This is a genomic window from Kaistella haifensis DSM 19056, from assembly GCF_000735695.2.
Taxonomy (GTDB): domain Bacteria; phylum Bacteroidota; class Bacteroidia; order Flavobacteriales; family Weeksellaceae; genus Kaistella; species Kaistella haifensis.
Map to the genome: position 1 here is coordinate 56043 of NZ_JASZ02000012.1, position 7499 is coordinate 63541.

The following is a 7499-nucleotide window of genomic DNA, read 5'->3' on the forward strand; positions in this document are numbered from 1 at the left end:
GATATGCAACTAAACTACTTTCCAATTAAGTTTGAGTTTGAAGAATACCAGATTAAGACAGAACCTTATTCAGAAGAACGGCTTAAGGAGCTAAGAGCATTATATAATGCTACTCATTCTTTTTTTAGGAATGGTGACTATATCTATATATCAAACAAAGAAGGAGAAGATACAAGCCTGACAGGAGAAATTATACCTAAGAGAATATTTGATGATAGTCAGGTTACCGCTTCGTTGATTAAACATCTTTTTTTCAGGACATTCAAAGAAAGATTTCCGAACTATATTCCGGTGGATTTTTATCCATTCCGTTTTTTTTCTGCACAAGCTAAAGATGATATTATTTACAATGCACTACCGGAAAATCTTAGGAAGCGTATCGCATATAAAAAACTGATTGAGGTTCAATTACGTCTAACTGAGATAAATGGAATTAAACAATTTGGTTTTCTTATCAATATAAAACGTAATTGGGTATTTAACAAATCTTGTTTAGAACTGCATTCAGAAGGCTATAACTTAATAGGTGTTGATGTTCTGTATGCGGAGATACTTCCAGGTTTAACAGAAGTTCTCGCACCTAATGAAGAACTATTAGGAGTAATTGCTGAAATAGTTGATGATAAGGCGAGAATTGAGACTAACGAAGGAATTAAGGAATACCCTCTCAACCAATTATTCATCAAGAAATCCAAATATAATATAGGTAACTATTTATCATTTGCTATTTCACAACTGAAAAGTGATGAAATAATGAACCTTATTGAGAGTAAACGTTCCGATATTTACAATACAAAAGCGTTGTACGATGAAATTTTAAAAATATCAAACCATTTATTTTGCGAAAATGCAGCCCCCATTTTATTTCACAATAAAGATGGCTTTTGTTTTACAGTTAACAGCCAACCGTTATCGGTATCAAATAGTATTGAGCTAAAAACTCCCACTTTTATTTTTGACCCCGCAGCAACTAAAACAAATAGTTCTAATCCAGACTTAGGCTTGTCAAATTATGGACCATATGATAGTTCAATTTTTGACATTAAAAGTCCTAACGTGCTTTGTATTTGTAATAGAAATAATAGGGGCAATTTCACAAAGTTTCTCTCGAATTTGAAAGATGGGATACCTCAATCTCGATATTTTCAAAAAGGACTTCAGAAAAAATACGATTTGCAGGATGTGATACTTAATATAAGGGAAATACAGGCTTATAGCATTGATGAATATCTAAATGTTATCAGTGGTTATGATGAAAACAAACCGCATTTGGCAATTATAGAAATCCCTGCAAGCTTTAAACGTCAAGCAGATTTAGCAAACCCTTATTACCGAATTAAAGCTAAGCTTTTATCATTAGAAATTCCTGTACAGTTTGTTACATCTGAGATAATAGGTAATCATAACGAATATATTCTTAATTCGGTTGCTCTTCAGATTTACGCTAAACTTGGGGGAACTCCGTGGGTTCTTCCTTCTCAACGCTCCGTTGATAAAGAAATAATTATTGGTATTGGTCATAGTTGGTTGAGAAAAAATCAATATGCCGGTGCTGAACAGAACCGAGTTGTGGGTATCACAACATTTATGTCAAGTGATGGTCAATATCTACTTGGAGATAAAGTTAAAGACGTTCCATTTGAGGGCTATTTTGAAGAGTTACTAAAAAGTTTAAAACAATCAATTATAAGACTTTCCACCGAACAAGGATGGTCTGATGGAGATACGGTTAGGCTAATTTTTCATATCTTCAAGCCCATCAAAAACACTGAATTTGATGTTATTAGTCAGTTGGTTCGTGATATTACCCAATACAAGATTAAGTTTGCGTTCGTTACGATAAGTACTGTTCATCCAACAATGCTGTTTGATATAAGCCAATCTGGAATATCTAAATACGGTAGTAATGTGATAAAAGGACAATATATACCAAATAGAGGGAGTAACGTTGTTCTTGACGAGAAAACTTGTATCGTGCAAATGTTTGGGGCAAATGAATTGAAAACAGCCAAACAAGGTATAAGTAAGCCAGTCCTAATAAATATCAGAACGCCACAAGGAAATTATAATAGTAGTGATTTAAATGATTTGCTGTTCTATGATTTAGGATATATTACCCAACAGATTTTTTCATTCACGTACTTGTCCTGGAGGAGTTTTTTACCTGGCGAAGAGCCTGCGACAATGAAATACTCTAATCTCATTTCAAAGCTTTTGGGGAAAATGAGAAATATTCCAAATTGGGATGCTGATAACTTAAACTATGGTCTAAAAAGAAAGAAATGGTTCCTTTAGAAGAAAGAATAGGTTATTTGGCAAGAGTGAGTGAGAATGCCAAGCTTTCAGCTTTCAATGATTTCTTATCTGGAAAAGTTTACATTACTGCTTCAGGTCAAAACTCCAATGAAAGCGAAGAAATCTTTTATGGTTTAATAGATGCTATTTTATCAAACAATAAACTGAATTTTGAAAGTTACTATAATAAAAAAAATAAGAGTAAGCCGAGCAAAGGTTCTCCAGCACCATTTGTTAATGATGATTTCTTAATCTTTTCCTTAATATCAGGTATAGTAAAATTTAATTTAGATAAAACTTGGATAAAAGATATTGTTTCTATCAGGAACAGAAACTCTATAACAATAACATTTGAAAATATATTAAATGAAAATTATTATAGTACAAGTAATCTACCGGAAATAGTTTTTATGTTTTTAAGCATAAATGGTCAGTCTTTAATGACTAATGATTTTGTAGGTTTCACATACACAAGAATTACCGGAAATGTAAAATTATTTGAGAACAGAAGTGACTTTCAAATCCTATGTTCACTTAAAGCTTACGATACGATATTCTTACTGAAAGACGTTCCTGACAAAAAAGAGGTTGACCTCTTAAAGAAATTTAATGCAAATTTTATTAATCGAATTAAGTATATATCTTGGATAGTTCAGGCAATGCTATTTGGACTGTTGGTTTATGCAATTCTTAAACTTCCAAATTATAGTCCAGAGTCTATAAAATTTATAGATAAGTATAATTATGCATTTACAATTTTTGGAGCATTAGGACTTAGCTTTTTAGGAAATGTAATACCTGTAATTAGGAATACATCTCAAAAGATAATTATGCAGCTATTTGGATATCCTAAAGAAATGCTAAATGACCTAAAAATTAGTAACAACTCATAATGTGATTGTTTTCTGAAATTAATAAGTAACTCGTAGTGCATTATAAAAGGTTGTTCATAATACGAAAAAAAATCGTATATTGTATTGACTACCAATCGAATACACTATGAATAACCTAGATGCAATTTACGATTTTATTTTAAATGAATTAAGAAAATTAACCTTAAATGAAAATTTTTATTTTAAACCTATTAAACCAAAATTGAGTGATTTAGAACTTATTGCCATAAATATTTCTGCAGAATATTTATCATTAGATTCAGAATATCAGTTATTTAGATATCTTTCAAATTCAAAACTAAAAGGAATGATAGAAAGAAGTGTTTATAATCGCAGGAAAAGAAAACTCTTCTTGCATATGGAAAATATCAGAAAGATTATGGTTGATAGATTTCATGATATTGAAAGCATTTTTATTGTAGATTCAATGCCTTTAGAAATTTGCAAAAACGCAAGAGCAAACCGCTCTAAAATCTGTAAAGAAGATGAATTTTCATTTCCAAGCAAAGGATATTGTGCTTCTCAATCGAGTTATTATTATGGTTACAAATTACACGCTATATGTTCTGTTTCAGGAATATTTCAAAGTTTTGATATTTCTACTGCAAGCATTCATGATATCCATTTTTTGCAAGACATAAAGCATCAAATGAACAATTGCACATTAATCGGAGATAGAGGTTATTTATCAACTCAAGTACAAACAGATTTGTTCAATTATGCAAATATAAAATTAGATACACCTATGAGAAGCAACCAAAAAAATTATCACAAGCAGAAATATATTTTTAGAAAATCAAGAAAGAGAATCGAAACGCTATTTTCTCAACTTTGTGACCAATTTAAAATCAGAAACAATTATGCGAAATCATTTAATAGCTTTAAAACCAGAATCTTAAGTAAAATTACTGCTTTAACTTTTATTCAATTTGTAAATGTTTTTGTATTTAATAGAAAAATGAACAAAATTAAAGTATCTTTAATTTAATAATGCACTACGAGTTATATTAATAATTGGAAATATCTTAAGACGCAAAGGCGCTTCGCTCAGCAAAATTTGATTTGCTAAAAGAGTTTCTATTCTTCTTGTTTTATTTTATTGAGAATATCCAGAAGTTCCGAGGATTTTAAAAATCCATCATACTGAAAAATAATTTCGTTCTGAGGATTGAGAATTATTAGACTGGGATAGCTTATTTTCCCGCCCGACAACGTTTCTGCGAGTTCGTGGATCCCGGTATCTTTTCCCGTAGGTTTGTATCGGAATGTTTTTCCGGCAAAGCTAATATCGCGCTTTTCTTCTGCATCCAATATTACAAAATAGAAATTCTGTTGAATGAGATCAGCCACTTTCTGATTATTAAACGTGGTATTTTCCATCGCTTTGCAGTAATTGCACCAATTGGTATGGATGAAAACTACAACATCTTTTTTTTCTGATTCCTGTAAGTTTCCTATCGCTTCAAACTGATAGGATTTGGCCTGAGAAAAGCAAATTCCGGAAAGTAAAATACTTCCCAGAATCGCCAGTCGTAATATGGCATCACGAATTTTCATTTTCTTTTTGTTTCTCAATCAATTATCAATTTTGGCTAAAGCCTAATTAAATTGTAATTTTTGAGACGGGCTAAAGCCCGCCTCTATTGATATTCTCAATTATATTAATCAAAATTAAATCTTACCCCTAAAAAGCCCCTGATCCCCTGGTTTGGCGCGTAAACATATGATGTATCAAAATTTAAAGGATTGTCTGCTGTAGGCTCGCCAAAAGGATCATTTGAGCGAGATATAAGAAAGGGAGTTCCTTTGGCAGGTGTCCAGTTGAGTAGGTTTTTCACACCGGCATAAAATTCAAAATTTCGGACTCCACTATAAGTAAACTGAATATTCTGTATGCTCCACCAAGGTGACATGCCAGGTCTTGGATCCAGATCGCCCTGTAAAGGTAAACGCATTGGGCTGTAAACATTACCGGTATAATCGATGCTCAGATGCCAAGGTTTGATTTTGTACGACACGGCCCAGGTTCCTGTGAACTTTTCTGTGAGCATCTGTTGTTCGGTGATTCCGTTTTCGGTTAATGTGTTTTCCATCAATGTGCCCCCGAGAATGAATTTTAAACCGTTAGAAAATGTCAGGTCAGCATTAAGACTGATACCTTTGCTCACCGCATGCCCATCAAGATTGTCGTAGAGGATTTCATTAGGGTTGGTATCATAATCCGGAACAATCCTGTTGGTAAAATAAGTGTAAAAAGCGGTAGCATCCAACCCTATAAAACTACCGGAATTAAGATAAAATTTCTTAATAAAATTAAGGTTAGCATTATAAGATTTTTCCGGTTTCAGATCGCTAAGAATAATAACATTCCTCGCTCCGGTAAGTGCCGCGTGGTCTTCTGTAAAAAGATTAACGACACGGTAACCGGTTCCGGCATTCAAGCGGATGATATCATTTTTGTTAATCGCCCATTTGTAAGCCACTCTTGGGGTAAAAATATTGCCGTGGATATTGTTATGGTCATAACGGAACCCCAGTAACAGCTTATGTTTTTCTGCCAGCGCAATCTCATCCTGAATAAAAACCCCGGGCAACCAGGTATTTTCAGGTTCATTTTGCCCGTTTGAGTAGGCTGTTGCCGGCGTATTGTCGTCGTAATAAGTATATCTGAGAGCAGTACCTGCCAAGAGATCGTGTCTCCCTATTTTTTTATCCCAGGTCAGCTGCCCAAAAGCGATTTTTTGGTTGGCTATGTAAGAAACATCACCGTAGCGGCTGTCCTGATCGTGATTGATGAAGGAAAATCCAAAGAACATTTTTTCGCTCACCGGTAACTGGTAATTACCAATAATTTCTGCGCGGTTGGTATAGATACTCTCGCCATAGATCTCATCGCCGCCACGGTAGGATTTGTCCCAGCGCATATCACCGCCCCAGCGGTCCTCGTACATATAACGTGCAGCGAGTGTAAACAAACGGTTTTCTTTCCGTTCAAAATTCCATTTCTGGAAAATAGATATCCTGTTTTGCAGGGTGACATCGGTAAAGTTATCATGGTTATTGTCGACCCTGTTTTGGAAATTAAAATAATTGATCCCGGCAAGGACACTTGCTTTTTTCCCGGCATTGAATTTAAATCCCAAATCCACATTATATTCGCCCCAGGTTGTAGAAAACAGATCGGCACTCACCAATGGTGCATTCTGAGGTTTCTTGGTAATAATATTGATAAGACCTCCAACTGCTTCACTCCCATAGAGAGAAGAGGCAGGACCTTTTACCACCTCGATTCTTTCTACCAAAGAATTTGGAATCCCGGACAATCCGTAGACCGTTCCTAAAGAACTCACGATTGGCATTCCGTCAATCAAAACCATCGTGTAAGGGCCTTCTAAACCGTTGATATGGATATCGCCGGTGTTACAGATATTACAATTAAGTTGTGGGCGGACACCATTGACGGTTTGCAGAGCATCAAAAATACTAGGTGTAGGATTTTTCCTAAAAAATGTTGGGGTATAAACCTCTACGGGAACCGGGCTTTCCAGCCTGCTCACGGCCTTCATTGTACCGGTAATCACCACATCTTCTATATCTCCTGTTTTTACAACTTCTTTTTTTGTGGTTAAACTATCATTTTTTACCGCTGGCACAGCCAGGCTATCTACCTGTGAGTAAGCCAATTGGTAACCACCGAAAAGAGCAGCAACTGATAGAGAAAATAATCTTAGCTTCATTTAATTAATATATTATATTGCAAATATATAAAAGTTAGACTAATCTAACAAATTAGTTAGTCGTTCCTTAACAAAACCCACTATTTAATTTATTTTTAAAAACAGGATTAGAAAACAGCATAATTTGTATCTTATAAAATAAGAAAATAATTTTCTGTTTCAGTAGTTCCATCATTTTCTTCATGTTCCAAGCGGTTGCAGCTAGTAATGCATTGATTTGTGGTCCCGTTTCTCCCATGAAGTAATTTTTTGCCAGCCTAAAATCGGTTTTTAAATGTCCGATGATAGGTTCTATTGCCGCTCTGGTTCTAAATTTTTTGCGCTTTGTCTGCTTTTGATAAGCAGTGTCTTTTTTTCTTGGAGTGCTTGGGATGGAGATTTTCACGCCCTTTATTTCTGATTTTCCTCTGCCACCTCTATCGTAAAGGAGTTCTTTTGGGAGCTTTTGACCACCGGTTTCCATCTGTTCCAAAAGTGGTTCTATGGTGTGACCATCGTATGGAGTTTGCAAAAATGCTTTAATCCCGAGAATGATTTTCTTTCCTTTATTGGCAGTGGTGATCAAACCTACTTT

The 7499-nt window shown here is 34.5% G+C and carries 5 protein-coding genes and 1 pseudogene; 3 read left to right on the forward strand and 3 right to left on the reverse strand.

The features are described from left to right. Positions 1 to 3: 3 nt before the first annotated feature. The 3 genes from AP75_RS07435 to AP75_RS07445 all read left to right on the forward strand — a co-directional run bounded on the left by AP75_RS07435 (position 4) and on the right by AP75_RS07445 (position 4176). Positions 4 to 2295, forward strand: coding sequence for a Piwi domain-containing protein (locus AP75_RS07435; RefSeq protein WP_088264063.1), 2292 nt, complete (start codon positions 4 to 6; stop codon positions 2293 to 2295). Further along, positions 2283 to 3188 carry a hypothetical protein gene (locus AP75_RS07440; RefSeq protein WP_088264065.1) on the forward strand — a complete coding sequence of 302 codons (906 nt, stop codon included), beginning with the start codon at positions 2283 to 2285 and terminating at the stop codon, positions 3186 to 3188. The genes AP75_RS07435 and AP75_RS07440 overlap by 13 nt, the downstream gene beginning before the upstream one ends. Positions 3189 to 3294: 106 nt before the next feature. Beyond that, positions 3295 to 4176, forward strand: coding sequence for an IS982 family transposase (locus tag AP75_RS07445; protein ID WP_088264067.1), 882 nt, complete (start codon positions 3295 to 3297; stop codon positions 4174 to 4176). A gap of 89 nt (positions 4177 to 4265) precedes the next feature. Here the strand turns inward: AP75_RS07445 and AP75_RS07450 are convergent, their stop codons facing one another. The 3 genes and pseudogenes from AP75_RS07450 to AP75_RS14260 form a co-directional block, all read right to left on the reverse strand. After that, complete coding sequence (locus AP75_RS07450; RefSeq protein WP_088264069.1) at positions 4266 to 4745, reverse strand: thioredoxin family protein; 480 nt, start codon at positions 4743 to 4745, stop codon at positions 4266 to 4268. 104 nt (positions 4746 to 4849) lie between these two features. Continuing rightward, on the reverse strand, positions 4850 to 6925 hold the full coding sequence (locus tag AP75_RS07455; protein WP_088264071.1) for a TonB-dependent receptor plug domain-containing protein: 2076 nt from the start codon (positions 6923 to 6925) through the stop codon (positions 4850 to 4852). Positions 6926 to 6992: 67 nt separating this feature from the next. Beyond that, positions 6993 to 7499 (reverse strand): annotated as a pseudogene (locus AP75_RS14260) (hypothetical protein); the annotation flags it as partial.

What these genes read in the sequence shown, in the direction of transcription:
- AP75_RS07450 (WP_088264069.1), bottom strand. Translation starts at nt 4,745, where the DNA reads ATGAAAATTCGTGATGCCATATTACGACTGGCGATTCTGGGAAGTATT.
- AP75_RS07440 (WP_088264065.1), top strand. Translation starts at nt 2,283, where the DNA reads ATGGTTCCTTTAGAAGAAAGAATAGGTTATTTGGCAAGAGTGAGTGAG.
- AP75_RS07455 (WP_088264071.1), bottom strand. Translation starts at nt 6,925, where the DNA reads ATGAAGCTAAGATTATTTTCTCTATCAGTTGCTGCTCTTTTCGGTGGT.
- AP75_RS07445 (WP_088264067.1), top strand. Translation starts at nt 3,295, where the DNA reads ATGAATAACCTAGATGCAATTTACGATTTTATTTTAAATGAATTAAGA.
- AP75_RS07435 (WP_088264063.1), top strand. Translation starts at nt 4, where the DNA reads ATGCAACTAAACTACTTTCCAATTAAGTTTGAGTTTGAAGAATACCAG.